A 17,687-nucleotide genomic window follows, 5' to 3' on the forward strand; every position below is an offset into this window, starting at 1 on the left:
GCGTGAAGCGTTGGCGGGGAAAGCCCGCCCCCGACGCGGCGGCCGTTGCCGGCTGCCGCGGGGGTGGGGATCAGCTGTTGGAGTTGTCGATCTTGATGGTCGGGTCGCCACCGCTGATCAACGAGTTGATCGTGGTGTTGGACCAGTTGACCCCTTCGAGCTTGATGCTCACATCGGCGTTGGCCAGGCCGCCGGCGGCGTTGAGCTTGCCTTCGGTGCTGACTTGCAGGGTCGACTCGCCATTGACCGTGGTGATCTTCAGGAAGTTGTCGATGGTGCTGGCCTTCTCGCCCTGGAGCAGGTCGCTCAGGTCGAGGCGGTCGCCTTCGCTCGCCTTGAAGTCCTTGATCACGTCATTGCCCAGGTCGCCGGCCTTCCACACGAAGGTGTCGGCACCACTGCCACCGGTCATGATGTCATCGCCCTTGCCGCCGATGAGGATGTCATTGCCGGCACCGCCAAACAGGATGTCGTTGCCTTCACCGCCGAGCAGGGTGTCGTTGCCGGTGCCGCCGAGCAGGATGTCGTTGCCCTTGCCGCCGTCGATGTAGTCGTTGCCACCCTGGCCGAAGATGATGTCGTTGCCGTTGCCGCCCAGCAGGGTGTCGGCGCCGTCGTTGCTGCGTGAGACGTCGAACTCGGTGTAGTGCTCGGTGATGTACTTGTGCATCGCCCGTGCGTCCACGCTGCCCGCGTCTACGCCCAGCTTGTCGGCGACATAGCCGCGGATCGCCTCGACACCGGTACCGGCAACACCGTCGAAGACCATCAGGTCGCCGAAGATGATGTCGTTGCCGTCGCCGCCATTGACCGTGTCGTTGCCCGGCTGGGTGACTTCGGTATGGCCGAGGATGGCCTCGGCCAGCTTGCTCGGGTCGATGTTGGTCTGCGGCTTGCCGTCGGTGTCGTACGGTTTCAGGTCGTTGGTGTTGACGCCGTTGTTGAGGCCGATGGCCTCGACGGTGGACAAGCCTGACAGGAGCTTGAAGCTGTCCATCGAGTTGTTCAGGGCCGCGTTGTCTGTGAAGTTGCCGTAGCCACCACGTGAAGACAGCTCGTAGGTGCCGTTACCTTCCGCGTGCAGCTCGCCCGATACGCCGTATTTCCAACCGTTGCGGTAGTACTGCACTTGCAGGTTACCGGCGTTGTCGATGCTGACGTAGTTGGTGTTGCTGCTGTCGATGTAGCCGTTGTACGCCATGCCCGGCTTGTAGTTGATCGAAGCCAGGAAGGTGTCCAGGGTGATGCCCGAGGTGCCCAGGGTCGGGTTGGAGTTCTCGTTGGTCTGGTAGTAGGTCGGCTTGCCATCGGTGATGAAGAACGTCTGGTTGCTGCCGGTATTGCCACCATCCTTGAGGTTCTGGAACCAGTTGGCGGTGGTCTTGAAGGCGTCCTCGTAGTTGGTACCGCCGTCTGCCCGCAGGTTGTTCAGGGCATTGAGCAACTGTTGCAGGCCGGCATCGTTCAGGGTCACCGAAACGCTGCTCTTGACCTGGGTGGCGAAGTCCACCAGGAGGATGTTCACGGTACCCGACTGGTCGCCCTTGACGCTGGCGGTCAGGGTCTTGAACACCGATTCCAGGGATTTCTTCGCCGCATCCACGCCGGACGAACCCATGCTGCCCGAGGTGTCGACGATGAAGGCGAGGTTGTAGTCCTGGCCCGGCACCACGTGCAGGCCGGTGACGTCGGCAACCACTACATCGTTGCCGTCGGTGCCGGTGATGTTGTCGCTGTCCGAGGACAGGTTGCTGGTGGTGTAGGCCTGCGGGTAGACGGTAACTTTGATGGTGCCTTCGCTGGTCGCGGTGCTGCCGCCGACGCTCTCGGTGGAGGTCGAGCTGACCTTCACGTCAAACTGGCCCTGGTAGTAGGCCGGCGGCTTGATGGTCAGGCTGCCCAGGTTCCAGCCGGTAACGTCCACCGCGTCCTTGCCGACGGTGAAGGTATGGCCGGCATTATCGGCCAGCACCGAGCCTGCCGGGATGCCGCTGAGCTTGACGCTCAGGGACTCGGAGCCGTCGGTGTCGGTGAGGTTGGTGCTGATGCCCACCAGCTTGACCGGGGCGCCGTTCTCGCTGCCTTCGTTGAGCTTGTAACCGTCGTAGTAGCCCTGGTTGTTGCTGCCGTGCAGGTCGCCAACGGTGACGCCGGCATTGTTAAGGTCCTTGACGCTCGGGTACATCGGGATGTTCGAGCTGTTGAGGTCGGTGACCGCGCCGTTGCCCACCTTGATGTTGACGTCCAGGCTGCCGGGGCCGGCCTGGTTGGCGTTGTAGATCTCCAGGGTGTAGTAGCCGCTGGTGGTCGGGGTGAAGCTGCCGGAGATGGCGCCGCTGGCCGAGCCCCAGGTGCCGCTGGCGACGTTCTTGCCGCCCACTACGATCTGCAGGCTGTCATCGGCGGTGCCGCTGAACGCGTAGGTCTTGCCGGCTTCCAGGTAGATCAGGCCGGAAGTCTTCGAGCCGCTGCCCGCAGTCACGCTGGCAACGGTGTCGACACCGGTGACGGTCTCGCTCTTGCTGGCGTTGCCGGCATTGGCGAAGACGTTCTTCAGCGCGTCGCCGGTGATGCCGTTGCCATTGCTGCCAAGGCCGGAGAGGCTGTTCCAGGTTTCCTTGAGCAGGCCGATGGAGTTGACGTTGTTGTTGCCGATGTTCAGGTCAGGCTTATCGGCCACAGGCGCGATATCGACCTTCATGGTCACTTCGCCGCCGGCGTTGGTGCCGTCGTTGGGCTTGTACTTGATCTGCGCGTAGTCGGCCTGCTTGTTGCCCACGCCGCTGCCGCCATAGCCGTCGATGCCCGACTGGTTGGCCAGCGGCACGAACTTGAGCTTGCCGGCGGCGATGTCAGCCTGGCTGATATTCTGGTTGAGCGAGACATCGACCCACGAGGTGCCGTTGAAGAACTTCAGGCCGCCCAGGTCCGGCAGCTTGCTGATGGTCACCGAAAGACCAGTGTTGCCATCGGCGTCGCTGACGTTGAAGTCGCCCCACTTGAACACGTAGTCGGTGTCTTCGCTGCCGGTCACCGCGCCGCCGGTCGACACCGGCGCATGGTCGTTGTCGATGATGGTGGTGGTGACGCTGGACTTGCCGGCGTCGACCTGCAGGTTCTCGAAGCCGCCGCCCGTGGCACCGCTGATCTTGACTGTGAAGTTCTCCGAGCCCTCGACCAGCTTGTCGTCGATGGTCTTGATGTCGAAGGTGGTGCCGCTGCTGCCGGCCGGGATCTTCACGGTGACCACACCGGTGAAGTCCTGGCCGTCGGTGGCGGTGCCGCTGTAGGTCAGGGTGATGGTCACCTCGGACTTCGACGGGTTGCTCAGGGTCAGGTTGTAGTGGGCGGTGTCGCCTTCGGTCACCGAGGTGTCGCCGCTGATGCCGACGGTGGTCAGGTCGCCCTGGCTGCTCGGCTCGTCGGTAACGCTGGTGGTGACGGTGTTACTGCCCAGGGTCAGTTTCTCGAAGTTGTCGCCACCAGCGACCGACTCGATCTTGTTGACGATGTTCGGCTGGCCACCGAGGTACGGATCGTCCTTGGCGGTAATGGTGAAGGTACCGCTGGCACTGCCAGCCGGGATGGTGACCTTGGTGCCATCGGAAAGGGTGAAGGTCAGGCCGTTGTGGCCGACTACCGACAAGCCTTGGGCGTTGGTCAGGGTCACGGTGTAGGTGACCTGGCCGCCCTCGGCGACGGTGGTCTTGTCAGCGGACAGTGTGGCGACCACTTCACTGATGGTGTCGTTGATCTGCACGGTGGCGTTGCCGCCCAGTTCGAGGTTCTCGAAGGTCTTGCCGGTAACTGCGGCGTCAGTGATGCCGACGGTCAGCGAGCTGCCGTCCTTGAACACATCGTCGCCCTGGGCGGCGGCCTTGTACTCGACCTGGGTCTGGCCAGCCGGGATTACCACCTTGGCGCCGTTGGACAGGGTCACGGTCAGGTCCTGCGCCAGTTTCTGGCTGACCTTGACGGTGAACGACGGTTGCTGGTCTTCGGTGACGTTGCCATTGCCGACGATGGTGACCGAAACCTTGTCGCCCTGGTTGCCGGTGCCCGGCGTGCCCGAACCTGGCTCGTCGGTGACGGAGGTCTTCACTTCGTTCTGACCCAGGGTCAGCTTCTCGAAGTTGTCCGCGCCGGTGACGCCGGTGATCTTGTTGTTGATGGTTGGCTGACCACCGACGAACACGTCGTCCGGCGCATTGATGGTGGCGGTGCCAGTGGCGCTGCCGGCCGGAACGGTGACTTTGGTGCCATCGGTCAGGGTGAAAGTCAGGCCGTTGTGGCCGGTGACCGACAGGCCCTGGGCGTTGGTCAACGTTACGGTGTAGGTGACCTGGCCGCCTTCGCTGACAGTCGTCTTGTCTGCAGACAGGGTGGCGACCACTTCGCTGACGGTGTCGTTGATCTGAACGCTGGCGTTGCCGCCGAGCTCGAGGTTTTCGAAGGTCTTGCCGGTGACCGACGCATCGGAGATGCCGACGGTGAGGGTGTCGCCGTCCTTGAACACGTCATCGCCCTGGGCGGCGGCCTTGTACTCGACTTGGGTCTGGCCAGCCGGGATCACCACCTTGGCGCCGTTGCTCAGGGTCACGGTCAGGTCCTGCGCCAGCTTCTGGCTGACTTTGACGGTGAACGACGGTTGCTGGTCTTCGGTGACGTTGCCATTGCCGACGATGGTGACCGAGACCTTGTCGCCCTGGTTACCGGTGCCCGGCGTGCCCGAACCTGGCTCGTCGGTGACGGAGGTCTTCACTTCGTTCTGGCCGAGGGTCAGTTTTTCGAAGTTGTCGGCGCCGGTGACGCCGGTGATTTTGTTGTTGATGGTTGGCTGACCACCGACGAACACGTCGTCCGGCGCATTGATGGTTGCGGTGCCAGTGGCGCTGCCGGCCGGGATGGTGACCTTGGTGCCATCGGAAAGGGTGAAGGTCAGGCCGTTGTGGCCGGTGACCGACAGGCCCTGGGTATTGGTCAGGGTCACGGTATAGGTGATCTGGCCGCCTTCGGACACGGTGGTCTTGTCGGCGGACAAAGTGGCCACGACTTCACTGATGGTGTCGTTGATCTGCACGGTGGCGCTGCCGCCGAGCTCGAGGTTCTCGAAGGTCTTGCCGACCACGCTGGCATCGCTGATGCCAACGGTGAGCGGGCCGCCGTCCTTGAACACATCGTCGCCCTGGATCGGCGCCTTGTATTCGACCTGGGTCTGGCCGGCGGGAATCACCACCTTGGCACCATTGCTCAGGGTGACGGTCAGGTCCTGGTCGAGCTTCTGGCTGACCTTGACGGTGAACGATGGCTGCTGGGCTTCGTTGACATCGCCGTTGCCGACGATGGTGACCGAGACCTTATCGCCCTGGTTGCCGGTGCCTGGAGTGCCCGAGCCCGGCTCGTCGGTGACGGAAGTCTTCACTTCATTCTGACCCAGGGTCAGTTTCTCGAAGTTGTCGGCGCCGGTGACACCGGTGATCTTGTTGCTGATGGTGGCTTGGCCGCCGATGAACACGTCGTCCGGCACGTTGATGGTGGCGGTACCGGTGGTACTGCCGGCCGGGATGGTGACCTTGGTGCCATCGGAAAGGGTGAAGGTCAGGCCGTTGTGGCCGACTACCGACAAGCCTTGGGCGTTGGTCAGGGTCACGGTGTAGGTGACCTGGCCGCCCTCGGCGACGGTGGTCTTGTCAGCGGACAGCGTGGCGACCACTTCACTGATGGTGTCGTTGATCTGCACGGTGGCGTTGCCGCCCAGTTCGAGGTTCTCGAAGGTCTTGCCGGTAACTGCGGCGTCAGTGATGCCGACGGTCAGCGAGCTGCCGTCCTTGAACACGTCGTCGCCCTGGGCGGCGGCTTTGTACTCGACCTGGGTCTGGCCGGCGGGGATCACCACCTTGGCGCCGTTGGACAGGGTCACGGTCAGGTCCTGCGCCAGTTTCTGGCTGACCTTGACGGTGAACGACGGTTGCTGGTCTTCGGTAACGTTGCCATTGCCGACGATGGTGACCGAAACCTTGTCACCCTGGTTGCCGGTGCCTGGTGTGCCCGAGCCCGGCTCATCAGTGACGGAGGTCTTCACTTCGTTCTGACCCAGGGTCAGCTTCTCGAAGTTGTCCGCGCCGGTGACGCCGGTGATCTTGTTGCTGATGGTCGGCTGACCACCGACGAACACGTCGTCCGGCGCATTGATGGTGGCGGTGCCAGTGGCGCTGCCGGCCGGGATGCTGACCTTGGTGCCATCGGTGAGGGTGAAGGTCAGGCCATTGTGGCCGGTGACCGACAGGCCCTGGGCGTTGGTCAGGGTCACGGTGTAGGTGACCTGGCCGCCTTCGGACACGGTGGTCTTGTCGGCGGACAAGGTGGCCACGACTTCACTGATGGTGTCGGTGATCTGCACGGTGGCATTGCCACCCAGCTCCAGGTTTTCGAAGGTATGGCCCGGAACCGTGGCATCGGTGATGCCGACGGTCAGCGAGCTGCCGTCCTTGAACACGTCGTCGCCCTGGGCGGCAGCCTTGTACTCGGTCTGGGTCTGACCGGCCGGGATCACCACCTTGTCGCCGTTGGACAGGGTGACAGTCAGGTCGTATCCAAGCTTCTGGCTGACCTTGACGGTGAACGAGGGCTGCTGGTCCTCGGTGACATTGCCATTGCCGACGATGGTGACGGACACCTTGTCGCCCTGGTTGTCGGTGCCCGGGGTTCCAGTGCCCGGCTCGTCGGTCACGGAGGTCTGCACCTCACCTTGGCCGAGGGTCAGTTTCTCGAAGTTGTCGGCACCGCTGACGGTCACCAGTTTGTTGCTGATGGTCGCCTGGCCGCCGACGAACACATCGTCCGGTGCATTGATGGTGGCTGTGCCGGTAGCGTTGCCGGCCGGGATGGTGACCTTGGTACCGTCGGACAGGGTGAAGGTCAGGCCATTGTGACCAGTGACCGACAGACCCTGGGCGTTGGTCAGGGTCACGGTATAGGTGATCTGGCCACCTTCGGACACAGTGGTCTTGTCGGCGGTGAGGGTCGCGACGACTTCACTGATGGTATCGGTGATCTGCACAGTGGCGTTGCCACCGAGCTCCAGGTTTTCGAAGGTCTTGCCGGTGACCGCAGCATCGGTGATGCCGACGGTCAGCGAGCTGCCGTCCTTGAACACGTCGTCGCCCTGGGCGGCAGCCTTGTACTCGGTCTGGGTCTGACCGGCGGGGATTACGACCTTGTCGCCATTGCTCAGGGTCACGGTCAGGTCCTGCGCCAGTTTCTGGCTGACCTTGACGGTGAACGACGGTTGCTGGTCTTCGGTGACATTGCCGTTGCCGACGATGGTGACGGTGACCTTGTCGCCTTGGTTATCGGTACCTGGAGTGCCGGTGCCTGGCTCGTCGGTCACGGTCGTGGTGAGCGTGTTGTCGCCGAGGGTGAGTTTCTCGAAGTTTTCTGCGCCGCTGACGCCTTCGATCTTGTTGACGATCGCAGGCTGACCGCCAACGAACACGTCGTCCGGGGCCGTGATGGTGAAGGTGCCGCTGGCGCTGCCGGCCGGAATGGTGACTTTGGTGCCATCGGTCAGGGTGAAGGTCAGGCCGTTATGGCCGGTGACCGACAGGCCCTGGGCATTGGTCAGGGTCACGGTATAGGTGATCTGGCCACCTTCGGTGACGGTGGTCTTGTCAGCGGTGAGGGTCGCGACCACTTCACTGATGGTGTCGGTGATCTGCACCGATGCGTTGCCGCCCAGCTCCAGGTTCTCGAAGGCCTTGCCATCGACTGCAGCATCGGTGATGCCGACAGTCAGGGTGTCGCCATCCTTGAAGACGTCGTCACCCTGGGCTTTGGCTTTGTACTCGGTTTCGGTCTGACCGGCTGGAATGACGACTTTGTCGCCGTTCGACAGGGTTACGGTCAGGTCGTGGTCGAGCTTCTGGCTGACCTTGACGGTGAAGGCGGGCTGCTGGTCTTCGGTGACATCGCCTTTGCCGACGATGGTGACGGTGACCTTGTCGCCCTGGTTGTCGGTGCCTGGCGTGCCAGTACCCGGCTCATCGGTCACGGTTGTGGTAACCGAGTTGTCGCCGAGGGTCAGCTTCTCGAAGTTGTCGCCACCGGCAACCGATTCGATCTTGTTGACGATGCTCGGCTGGCCACCGACAAATACGTCGTCCGCAGCGGTGATGGTGAAGGTGCCGCTGGCGCTGCCTGCCGGAATGGTGACCTTGGTGCCATCGGTCAGGGTGAAGGTCAGGCCATTGTGGCCGGTGACCGACAGGCCCTGGGCATTGGTCAGGGTGACGGTGTAGGTGATCTGGCCGCCTTCACTGACGGTGGTTTTGTCGGCAGACAGGGTCGCTACGACTTCGCTGATGGTGTCGTTGATCTGAACGCTGGCGTTGCCGCCGAGCTCGAGGTTCTCGAAGGTCTTGCCGGTGACCGAGGCGTCGGAAATCCCTACGGTCAGGGTGTCGCCATCCTTGAAGACGTCATCGCCTTGGGCGGTCGCCTTGTACTCAACCTGGGTTTGACCCGCTGGGATCACGACTTTATCGCCGTTGCTCAGGGTTACGGTCAGGTCCTGACCGAGTTTCTGGCTGACCTTGACGGTGAAGCTTGGCTGCTGGTCTTCGGTGACCGCGCCGTTGCCGACGATGGTGACGGAGACTTTGTCACCTTCGTTGCCGGTGCCCGGAGTGCCGGTGCCTGGCTCGTCGGTGACGGAGGTTTTCACTTCGTCCTGACCCAGGGTCAGTTTTTCGAAGTTGTCGGCACCAGTCACGCCTTCCAGTTTGTTGGTGATGGTCGGCTGACCGCCGACGAATACGTCGTCCGGCGCATTGATGGTGATGGTGCCGGTGGCGCTGCCCGCTGGCACGGTGACCTTGGTGCCGTCGGTCAGGGTGAAGGTCAGGCCGTTGTGGCCGGTGACCGACAGGCCCTGGGCGTTGGTCAGGGTGACGGTGTAGGTGATTGGGCCGCCTTCGCTGACGGTAGTCTTGTCGGCGGTCAGGGTTGCGACCACTTCGCTGACGGTGTCGTTGATCTCAACGCTGGCGTTGCCGCCGAGCTCGAGGTTCTCGAAGGTCTTGCCGGTGACCGACGCATCGGAAATGCCGACGGTGAGGGTGTCGCCATCCTTGAAGACGTCATCGCCTTGGGCAGTAGCCTTGTACTCAACCTGGGTTTGACCCGCAGGGATCACCACTTTATCGCCGTTGCTCAGGGTTACGGTCAGGTCCTGACCGAGTTTCTGGCTGACCTTGACGGTGAACGACGGCTGCTGATCTTCGGTGACTGCGCCGTTGCCAACTATGGTCACGGAAACCTTGTCGCCTTCGTTGCCAGTGCCGGGCGTGCCAGTACCTGGCTCATCGGTCACGGTCGTGGTGAGGGTGTCCTTGCCGAGCGTGAGCTTCTCGAAGCTATCCGCGCCGCTGACGCTTTCGAGCTTGTTGACGATCGAAGGCTGACCGCCGACAAACACGTCGTCCGGCGCGGTGATGGTGAAGGTGCCGCTGGCACTACCCGCAGGAATAGTGACCTTGGTGCCATCGGTCAAAGTGAAGGTCAGGCCATTGTGGCCGTTGACTGGCAGACCCTGGGCATTGGTCAGGGTCACGGTGTAAGTGATCTGGCCACCTTCGGTGACGGTGGTCTTGTCCGCAGTCAGGGTCGCGACCACTTCGCTGATGGTGTCGGTGATCTGTACCGAGGCGTTGCCACCCAGCTCCAGGTTCTCGAAGGCCTTGCCATCGACAGCGGCATCGGCGATGCCGACAGTCAGGGTATCGCCGTCTTTGAAGACGTCGTCACCCTGGGCTTTGGCTTTGTACTCGGTTTCGGTCTGACCGGCTGGGATGACGACTTTGTCGCCGTTCGACAGGGTTACGGTCAGGTCGTGGTCGAGCTTCTGGCTGACCTTGACGGTGAAGGTCGGCTGCTGGTCTTCGGTGACATCGCCCTTGCCGACGATTGTGACGGTGACCTTGTCGCCCTGGTTGTCGGTGCCTGGAGTGCCGGTACCTGGCTCGTCAGTCACGGTGGTGGTGACCGAGTTGTCGCCGAGGGTCAGCTTCTCGAAGTTGCCGCCACCGGCAACCGATTCGATCTTGTTGACGATGCTCGGTTGGCCACCGACGAACACGTCATCCGGTGCGGTGATGGTGAAGGTACCGCTGGTGCTGCCGGCCGGAATGGTGACCTTGGTGCCATCGGTCAGGGTGAAGGTCAGGCCGTTGTGGCCGGTGACCGACAGGCCCTGGGCATTGGTCAGGGTCACGGTGTAGGTGATCTGGCCGCCTTCGGTGACGGTGGTCTTGTCGGCGGTCAGGGTCGCGACGACTTCGCTGACGGTATCGGTGATCTGCACGGTGGCATCGCCACCCAGCTGCAGGTTCTCGAAGGTCTTGCCATCAACGACTGCATCAGTAATGCCGACGGTTAGCGAACTGCCATCCTTGAAGACGTCATCGCCCTGGGCATCCGCCTTGTACTCGACCTGGGTCTGGCCAGCCGGAATCACCACCTTGGCACCATTGCTCAGGGTGACGGTGAGATCCTGGTCCAGCTTCTGGTTGACCTTGACGGTAAAGGACGGCTGCAGGTCTTCGGTGACATCGCCGTTGCTGACGATGGTGACAGATACCTTGTTGCCGGTATCCGGATCATCAGTGACGGTAGTGGTGAGTGTCTCCTTGCCGAGCGTCAGCTTCTCGAAGTTGTCCGCGCCGCTGACACCTTCGAGCTTGTTCACGATCGAGGGCTGGCCGCCGACGAATACGTCGCTCGGGGCGGTGATGGTGAAGGTCCCGCTGGCGCTGCCGGCCGGAACGGTGACTTTGGTGCCATCGGTCAGGGTGAAGGTCAGGCCGTTATGGCCGGTGACCGCCAGGCCCTGGGCATTGGTCAGCGTCACGGTGTAGGTGATCTGGCCACCTTCGGTGACGGTAGTCTTGTCGGCGGTGAGGGTCGCGACCACTTCACTGATGGTGTCGGTGATCTGCACCGATGCGTTGCCGCCCAGTTCCAGGTTCTCGAAGGCCTTGCCATCGACGGCAGCATCGGTGATGCCGACAGTCAGGGTATCGCCGTCTTTGAAGACGTCGTCGCCCTGGGCCTTGGCCTTGTATTCGGCTTCGGTCTGGCCTGCTGGGATCACCACCTTGTCGCCGTTGGACAGGGTTACGGTGAGGTCATGGTCGAGCTTCTGGCTGACCTTGACGGTGAAGGCCGGTTGCTGGTCTTCGGTGACATCGCCTTTGCCGACGATGGTGACGGTGACCTTGTCGCCCTGGTTGTCGGTGCCTGGAGTGCCGGTGCCCGGCTCGTCAGTGACGGAGGTCTTCACTTCGTCCTGACCCAAGGTCAGTTTTTCGAAGTTGTCGGCGCCGGTGACGCCTTCCAGCTTGTTGGTGATGGTTGGTTGACCACCAACGAACACGTCATCCGGAGCGGTGATGGTGAAGGTACCGCTAGCACTGCCCGCAGGAATAGTGACCTTGGTGCCATCGGTCAGGGTGAAGGTCAGGCCATTGTGACCGTTAACCGGCAGACCCTGGGCGTTGGTCAGCGTCACGGTGTAGGTGATCTGGCCACCTTCGTTGACGGTGGTCTTGTCCGCAGTCAGGGTTGCGACGACCTCACTGATGGTGTCGGTGATCTGGACGGAAGCGTTACCGCCCAGCTCCAGATTTTCGAAAGCTTTGCCGTCAACGGCAGCATCGGTGATGCCGACGGTAAGGGTGTCACCGTCCTTGAAGACGTCATCACCCTGGGCTTTGGCCTTGTACTCAGCTTCGGTCTGACCGGCTGGAATGACGACTTTGTCGCCGTTCGACAGGGTTACGGTCAGGTCGTGGTCCAGTTTCTGGCTGACCTTGACGGTGAAGGCTGGCTGCTGGTCTTCGGTGACATCGCCTTTGCCGACGATGGTGACGGTGACCTTGTCGCCTTGGTTATCGGTGCCTGGGGTGCCGGTACCTGGCTCGTCAGTCACGGTGGTGGTGACCGAGTTGTCGCCGAGGGTCAGCTTCTCGAAGTTGTCGCCACCGGCGACCGATTCGATCTTGTTGACGATGCTCGGCTGGCCGCCGACGAACACGTCATCCGGTGCGGTGATGGTGAAGGTACCGCTGGCGCTGCCGGCCGGAATGGTGACTTTGGTGCCGTCAGTCAGGGTGAAGGTCAGGCCGTTGTGGCCGTTGACCGGCAGACCCTGGGCATTGGTCAGGGTCACGGTGTAAGTGATCTGGCCACCTTCGGTGACGGTGGTCTTGTCTGCGGTCAGGGTCGCGACCACTTCACTGATGGTGTCGGTGATCTGCACCGAGGCGTTGCCACCCAGTTCCAGATTCTCGAAGGACTTGCCGTCGACAGCAGCATCGGTGATGCCGACAGTCAGGGTGTCGCCGTCTTTGAAGACGTCGTCGCCCTGGGCTTTGGCTTTGTACTCGGCTTCGGTCTGACCGGCTGGAATGACGACTTTGTCGCCGTTCGACAGGGTCACGGTCAGGTCATGGTCCAGTTTCTGGCTGACCTTGACGGTGAAGGCTGGCTGCTGGTCTTCGGTGACATCGCCCTTGCCGACGATGGTGACGGTGACCTTGTCGCCCTGGTTATCGGTGCCTGGGGTGCCGGTACCTGGCTCGTCAGTCACGGTGGTGGTGACCGAGTTATCGCCGAGGGTCAGTTTCTCGAAGTTGTCGCCACCGGCGACCGATTCGATCTTGTTGACGATAGAAGGCTGGCCGCCGACGAACACGTCATCCGGTGCGGTGATGGTGAAGGTGCCGCTGGCGCTGCCGGCCGGAATGGTGACTTTGGTGCCGTCAGTCAGGGTGAAGGTCAGGCCGTTGTGGCCGTTGACCGGCAGACCTTGGGCATTGGTCAGCGTCACGGTGTAGGTGATCTGGCCACCTTCGGTGACGGTGGTCTTGTCTGCGGTCAGGGTCGCGACCACTTCACTGATGGTGTCGGTGATCTGCACCGAGGCGTTGCCACCCAGTTCCAGATTCTCGAAGGACTTGCCGTCGACAGCAGCATCGGTGATGCCGACAGTCAGGGTGTCGCCGTCTTTGAAGACGTCGTCGCCCTGGGCTTTGGCTTTGTACTCGGCTTCGGTCTGACCGGCTGGAATGACGACTTTGTCGCCGTTCGACAGGGTCACGGTCAGGTCATGGTCCAGTTTCTGGCTGACCTTGACGGTGAAGGCTGGCTGCTGGTCTTCGGTGACATCGCCTTTGCCGACGATGGTGACGGTGACTTTGTCGCCCTGATTGTCGGTGCCTGGGGTACCAGTGCCCGGCTCGTCTGTGACGGAGGTCTTCACTTCGTCCTGACCCAGGGTCAGTTTTTCGAAGTTGTCGGCGCCGGTGACGCCTTCCAGCTTGTTGGTGATGGTTGGTTGGCCGCCGACGAACACGTCATCCGGTGCGGTAATGGTGAAGGTGCCGCTGGCGCTGCCGGCCGGTACGGTGACCTTGGAGCCATCGGTCAGGGTGAAGGTCAGGCCGTTGTGGCCATTAACCGGCAGACCCTGGGCATTGGTCAGGGTGACGGTGTAAGTGATCTGGCCACCTTCCGACACAGTGGTCTTGTCGGCGGTCAGGGTCGCGACGACTTCGCTGATGGTGTCGGTGATCTGCACCGAGGCGTTGCCGCCCAGTTCCAGGTTCTCGAAGGACTTGCCGTCAACGGCAGCATCGGTGATGCCGACAGTCAGGGTATCGCCGTCTTTGAAGACGTCGTCACCCTGGGCTTTGGCTTTGTACTCGGTTTCGGTCTGACCGGCTGGGATGACGACTTTGTCGCCGTTCGACAGGGTTACGGTCAGGTCGTGGTCGAGCTTCTGGCTGACCTTGACGGTGAAGGTCGGCTGCTGGTCTTCGTTGACATCGCCCTTGCCGACGATGGTGACGGTGACCTTGTCGCCTTGGTTGTCGGTGCCTGGAGTGCCGGTACCTGGCTCGTCGGTCACGGTGGTGGTGACCGAGTTGTCGCCGAGGGTCAGCTTCTCGAAGTTGTCGCCACCGGCAACGGATTCAATCTTGTTGACGATCGAAGGCTGGCCGCCGACGAATACGTCGTCAGGAGCCGTGATGGTGAAGGTGCCGCTGGTGCTGCCTGCCGGAATGGTGACCTTGGTGCCATCGGTCAGGGTGAAGGTCAGGCCATTATGGCCGTTGACCGGCAGACCCTGGGCATTGGTCAGGGTCACGGTGTAGGTGATCTGGCCACCTTCGGACACAGCGGTCTTGTCGGCAGTGAGGGTTGCGACCACTTCACTGACGGTGTCGGTGATCTGCACGGTGGCATCGCCACCCAACTGCAGGCTCTCGAAGGTCTTGCCCGCCACGCTGGCATCGGTCACGCCGAGGGTCACGGAGCCGGCGTCCTTGAATACGTCGTCGCCCTGGGCCGGCAGGCTGTAGGTGGCCTGGGTCTGGCCGGCGCTGATGACCACAGTGGCGCCATTGGACAGGGTCACGGTCAGGTCATGGTCGAGCTTCTGGCTGACCGATACAGTGAAGGTCGGCTGTTCGGCCTCGGTCACGTTGCCATTGCTGGCGATGCTGACGGTCACCGTGTCGATGCTGTCGCTGATCACGGTCTGGGTCGGCGTAGTGTCGGGTTCCAGCTTCTCGAAGTTGCCACCGGTGACACCAGTGATGCTGGTGCTGACCGTGCTGCCGTTGACGAATACGTCGTTAGCCGGGGTCTGGAAGTCGACGCTGCCAGTGCTTTCGCCGGCCTTGACGGTAATAGTCTGCCCATTGGACAGAGTGACGGTGACCGGAGTCTGGGCCGGGTTGGTCAGGGTCACGGTGTAGGTGATCACGCCACCTTCGGTCACGCTTGGGGTCGCGGTCAGGGTGGCGGTGGTAGTGTCGACGGAGTCGTTGATCTTCGTTTCCGCTGGTGTCGGGTTTGGCACCAGATTCTCGAAATTACCGCCCGTTGCCCCCGTGATCGTGGTGCTGACGGTGCTGCCATTGTTATAGACGTCGTTGGCCGGGGTCTGGAAATCGACGCTGCCTGACGACTTGCCGGCTTCGATGGTGACGGTCTGGCCATTGGACAGGGTGACGGTGACTGGGGTCTGGGCCGGGTTGGTCAGGGTCACGGTGTAGGTGATCACGCCACCTTCGGTCACGCTTGGGTTGGCGGTCAGCGTGGCAGTGGTGGTATCGATGGTGTCGGTGACCTCGGTCACCGCCGGCGTGGTGCTTGGCGTGACGATCAGGCCGTTGCCGCCGCTGGTCCCGGTGATGGTCGCGGAGATCTGGCCGCCATCGATGTAGGGCGTGTCGTTGGCCGGGACATTGACGTTGACGGTGCCGGTGGTCTGGCCCGCCGGGATCACGATGACAGCGCCATTGGACAGGGTCACGGTGAGGTTGGTCAGCGGTGGCTGGCCGACGGTGGCGGTATAGACAATTACGCCACCCGCCTCGGTGATCGTGGGAGTGGCGCTCAGGGTCAGGCCTGTGGTGAGCGGGGCGTTGGTGGTGTTGCTACTGGCGTTGTTGCCGTCCAGCCCGCCCTGCTCATCAATACCCAGCCCGTTGGCAAAGCCTATTGGGCCGGTGGGGAAGCCGATGGTCGGGTCGACCACCCCGGCGGTTTCCTGGAGCAGGACGAAGCTATGCCCGCCGCCTACCGAACCGCCGCCTGCCGCGGCCGGGCCGGCTGCGGTGGCCTCCAGTTCGGTGGTCGGGTCGACGCCGGCGGCGATGGCTTGTTGCAGCTCCTCGACCGAGGGCGCCGCCTGGGCGGTGGCCTGGCTCAGGTCGATGCTGCTGTCGGGGGCGTCGGCACTCCACTGGGTGTCGCGACCGAGGTCGAGCAGACGGCCGTCGGCCAGCTCCAGAGTGACCGCGCCGCCAGTGCCGGTGTCTACCTGTTCACCGGCAAGCAGGCGATCGCCTTCGATCAGTACGCGCCGGATGCCTTCTGGGGAAACTGCGATGACTTGGCCAACAATGCTTTTGACGATGGCAACAACAGTGCTCATTGGACTCTCCGGGCTACCTGTTCAGTTGGCTTCCATGCCTGCCGGCGCGCGAGGGCGGCGTTTGATGGAAATCTTTCAATAATGTTTTTGACGCCGTTTTGCGTCAATTTTACGTCTATAATTTCTGGCTATTAAGTTTATGCCAAACTATTGACCTTATGCAGGCCATCCTAAACAATCACTCACGTAATGTCACATTGATATTTGAACGGCTGAAGATACTTCCTACTTATCGTGTTGCCTGCGAGAACCATCCTACCGATCGAAGGCGAAATGCCATCTTCCAAGGTAGAAGGAGCTTCAGTTGTGATGTAGGACAACAGCTCATTTCGGGAACCCAGTAAAAATGCGTGCGTCACTGTTCACCGCTCTTCCTTTCGCTCTCGCCGCCTCCTTCGTTCAAGCACAAACCTTGCCCGAAGCCATGCAGAAGGCCCTTGAGGTACACCCTGAAATCCAGGCCGGCGTGAACGCACGCACCGCCGCAGACTATCAATTGCGTGCAGCCCAGGGCGGCTATTTGCCGCGGGTCGATGTGACGGCCGGTTATGGCCGCGAGGGCACCGACAGCCCAAGCACCCGCAACCGCTGGGAGACGCTCAACCGTGGCGAATCGGCGATCCGCCTGCGGCAGATGGTCTTTGACGGTTTTGCCACCTCCAGCGAGGTCGGGCGTCAACAAGCCACCGTCAACGCTCGCGCCTATTCCTTGCTGGGCACCTCCGAGCGTACCGCGCTGACCGTCGCCCAGGTCTACCTGGACGTCCTGTCGCGCCGTGAGATGGTGCGCCTGGCCGAAGAAAACCTGCGCAACCATGAGCGCATCCTCGACCAGATCAAGTTGCGCACCAGCCGTGGCGTAGGCCGCATGGCCGACCTCGACCAGGCCGAAGCGCGCCAGGCCCAGGCCCGCAACAACCTGATCACCGAGCAGACCAACCTGGCCGATGCCAACACCAACTACCTGAGCGTCGTCGGGCAAATGCCCGACGAGTTAAGCACGCCCGCGCCATTTGTCGACCTGCTGCCGGCCACCCTCGAAGAGGCGCGTCACCAACTGGTCGAAGAGAGCCCGATCCTGCGTTCGGCCGAGTCGGACATCGCGGCTGCCGAGAAGCAATACGAAGCGGCAAAGTCTACTTTCTATCCGCGTTTCGATGCCGAACTCGGACGAACGGCCGACAACAACCTCGACGGCGCGGTGGGCCACAACAACGAGTGGCAGGCCATGCTGCGCATGAACTTCAACCTGTACGCCGGCGGCAGCAACAAGGCGGACCTGGAATCGAAGTCGTATCTGGCCAACCAGGCCCTGGACATTCGCAACAACGCCTTGCGCCAGCTCAATGAGGAGTTAGGCTTGGCATGGAATGCTCTGGAAAACGCCAACGCCCAGGTGCCGATCGCCCAGCAGTACGTCGATCACAGCAACCGGGTGCGCAGCGCCTACCAACAGCAGTTCGGCCTGGGCGAGCGAACCCTGCTCGACTTGCTCGACAGCGAGAATGAAACCTTCACCGCCCAGCGTCGTCTGGTAGAGGTGAAGAACATACAAATGTTTACTCAGTACCGAATCAAGGCGACCATTGGCCAGCTGCTCAAGAGCCAGGGTGTCGTAGCCCCGATGGCCACCGTTGTGCAGAACGACCTGAAACCCAAGGTGAACCTGCCAGGCATGAACTGA

At 62.1% G+C, this 17,687-nt stretch carries 2 protein-coding genes; one reads left to right on the forward strand and one right to left on the reverse strand.

The annotated features are described in order from the left end of the window. Nucleotides 1-70 precede the first annotated feature (70 nt). On the reverse strand, nucleotides 71-16,003 hold the full coding sequence (locus ACVWY1_RS22970) for a retention module-containing protein (protein WP_457378799.1): 15,933 nt from the start codon (nucleotides 16,001-16,003) through the stop codon (nucleotides 71-73). 346 nt (nucleotides 16,004-16,349) lie between these two features. Between ACVWY1_RS22970 and ACVWY1_RS22975 the strand changes: the two genes are divergently transcribed. Next, the gene (locus tag ACVWY1_RS22975; RefSeq protein WP_277502453.1) at nucleotides 16,350-17,687 is read left to right on the forward strand and encodes a TolC family outer membrane protein; all 1,338 of its coding nucleotides are present in this window, start codon (nucleotides 16,350-16,352) and stop codon (nucleotides 17,685-17,687) included.

It is taken from the genome of Pseudomonas sp. TE6288 (genome assembly GCF_054062095.1).